This is a genomic window from Clostridiales bacterium, from assembly GCA_030016385.1.
In the GTDB taxonomy this organism is placed as follows: domain Bacteria; phylum Bacillota; class Clostridia; order Clostridiales; family Oxobacteraceae; genus JASEJN01.
This window is the reverse complement of the sequence record JASEJN010000114.1, coordinates 1-2,546: the sequence shown is the minus strand read 5'-3', so window position 1 is coordinate 2,546 and position 2,546 is coordinate 1. Positions and strand designations below refer to the sequence as shown.

Annotated in this window: 3 protein-coding genes; all 3 read left to right on the top strand. The window is 37.0% G+C overall.

Annotation, left to right across the window (positions count from 1 at the left end):
* Positions 1-221: 221 nt before the first annotated feature.
* Complete coding sequence (tgt, locus tag QME45_14635; GenBank protein MDI6619863.1) at positions 222-1,355, top strand: tRNA guanosine(34) transglycosylase Tgt; 1,134 nt, start codon at positions 222-224, stop codon at positions 1,353-1,355.
* Positions 1,356-1,378: 23 nt separating this feature from the next.
* Complete coding sequence (gene yajC, locus QME45_14630) at positions 1,379-1,663, top strand: preprotein translocase subunit YajC (GenBank protein MDI6619862.1); 285 nt, start codon at positions 1,379-1,381, stop codon at positions 1,661-1,663.
* A gap of 233 nt (positions 1,664-1,896) precedes the next feature.
* Positions 1,897-2,298, top strand: a complete 402-nt coding sequence (locus QME45_14625; GenBank protein MDI6619861.1) for a TIGR04086 family membrane protein — start codon at positions 1,897-1,899, stop codon at positions 2,296-2,298.
* The last annotated feature ends 248 nt before the right edge of the window (positions 2,299-2,546 follow it).

Below are 2,546 nucleotides of genomic sequence, written 5' to 3'. Positions count from 1 at the left end.
TTACAAAACTTGAATCTGGCGAATGAGTGTTCAAAATAACATAAGTTCATATTACAAATCGAAGGAAGTCATATTTACTTGTATTATAGCAAAAAATATAATATAGTATATGATATGCTATTTTTGACGTGAATTAGTTTAATTTAGCTGATGGTATTTTCATCATTTGAGGAATGTTATGGATAAATTTTAGAGTATGTCAATAAATCGGAGGAAAATATATGGATGCAGTAACATATGAACTTATAAAAAAAAGCACGGAAACAGACGCAAGGCTTGGAATATTGCACACACCCCATGGAGATATAGAAACGCCTGTATTCATGCCCGTGGGCACCCAGGCGTCAGTTAAGACCATGACACCTGAAGAGTTAAAGGAAATAGGTGCTAAAATAATACTGAGCAATACATATCATTTATATATACGCCCTGGTGAAAGGATTATTGAAAAAGCCGGAGGACTTCATAAATTTATGCACTGGGACAGGGCAATACTTACAGACAGCGGGGGGTACCAGGTTTTCAGCTTAAGCAACTTAAGGGATATAAAAGAAGAGGGCGTAACATTCAAATCCCATCTGGACGGTTCGAAACATTTTTTTACTCCCGAAAAAGCCGTTCAAATCCAAAATTCCCTTGGAGCGGATATTATAATGTGCTTTGATGAATGCCTCCCGTATCCGTGCGATAAGGATTATGCATCTTTGGCATTAAAAAGGACAATAAGGTGGGCAAAAAGGTGCAAGGATACACATAAAAATATCGAAAAGCAGTCGCTGTTTGGAATAATACAGGGCGGAATGTATAAGGATCTGAGGCTGCAAAGCGTAAATGAGATGACGGATATGGATTTTCCGGGATACAGTATCGGTGGATTAAGCATCGGCGAACCCAAGAAAATTATGTATGAGGTTCTGGATTGGATAACTCCTGTTATGCCCCAAAATAAGCCAAGATACCTCATGGGTGTCGGAAGCCCAGACTGCCTTATAGAAGGTGCTATAAGGGGAATAGATATGTTCGACTGTGTGCTGCCGACCAGGATAGCAAGAAACGGCACGGTATTCACAAGCCACGGTAAATTGGTAGTTAGAAATGCTCCATACGCAGAGGATTTCAGGCCGCTTGATGAGGAGTGCGACTGCTATGCCTGCAGAAATTACACCAGGGCATATATCAGGCATCTTTTTAAGGCAAATGAGATACTGGCCGCAAGGCTTGCAACATATCATAATATTTATTTTTTAGTAAACCTTATGAAGAAGATAAGAAAATCGATTAAAGAAGGCACTTTATTGAAATTAAGGGATGAATTTTATTTAAAATATGGTTATAATAAAGAAGATGACGAATAAAAATAACAAAAGGAGGAAAATTTATGAACCAAACATTACAGCTTTTAGTGCCGTGGCTTTTAGTACTTGTAGTATTTTACCTGTTTTTGATATTGCCTGAGCAAAGGAAACAAAAAAAGTTTAAAGCAATGGTGAACGAACTGAAAGTGGGCGACGAGATCCTGACCAGAGGCGGAATTCATGGTAAAATAGTAAACATCAAGGACGAATATATGGTTATTGAAAGCGGAGCTGAAAAAACAAGGATAAAGATGCTAAAGAGCGCTTTAAGCTCGGTTCTCAGTTCAAAAGAAGATAATGAAAAGTAAAAAACAGCATTTAATGCTGTTTTTTTTATCATCAAAATATTTGCGTAATATTTGTTTTAATATATTCATAAATATTGAATGTATATTGCATTTATATATAAATAAAAGGACCTGAATTTTTTAGTGACGGCGCAACACTGTCCGGTTTTGCATGTGCTCCAATTGCGAGGATTTTCGGGCAACTGAGGTTGATATACATATATTTGGATTTGGAAACGGGAGGTGAATTACTATTGCCGGATCACAATAATACCTTAACCTCGGAAGAAAAGAGCATAGACATATTGATAATCGGTAAGGGAGTATTAATATCATATATTATTTCAATAGTCATGATTACAATATACGGTTTGCTTCTTTCCATAACGTCCCTGTCGGAGGCTTCACTACCTACTGCGATAATGGTTATTACAACGATAAGCATTGCGATAGCAGGAATATATGCATCGCTTAAAGTAGAATCCAAAGGATGGCTTAACGGAGCACTTATAGGCCTTGTGTACATGATAATATTGATGCTTTTAGGTCTTTTGTTCAAAACAGGTGTAAACATCGATAAATATTCCATATTCAAGGTGTTTATGGGATTTATAATAGGGTCTCTATCCGGAGCTATTGGCATTAACTTAAAATAAGCGCATTTGCATCCCGAAGTATATATTAATTCAATTCGCAATTTGAGATCAGGCATAAATAGGATTATGTCATTTTGAGCGACGAATGAGCATTATGAGAGTTTTGATAAGCTCTTGGCTTTGCTGCCGTATAAGAATCCTTAGAGCTTTTGATTGCCTGAACTTTAGTTAAGTTTCAAAAGCTCTTGGATTCTCAAGGCGGCTGGCCTTAGAACTTACAAAACTTGAATCTGGCGAATGAGTGTTCA

Bases quoted from the DNA above. Each gene is read 5' to 3' on its own strand.
- tgt (MDI6619863.1), top strand. From the start codon at position 222: ATGGATGCAGTAACATATGAACTTATAAAAAAAAGCACGGAAACAGAC.
- yajC (MDI6619862.1), top strand. From the start codon at position 1,379: ATGAACCAAACATTACAGCTTTTAGTGCCGTGGCTTTTAGTACTTGTA.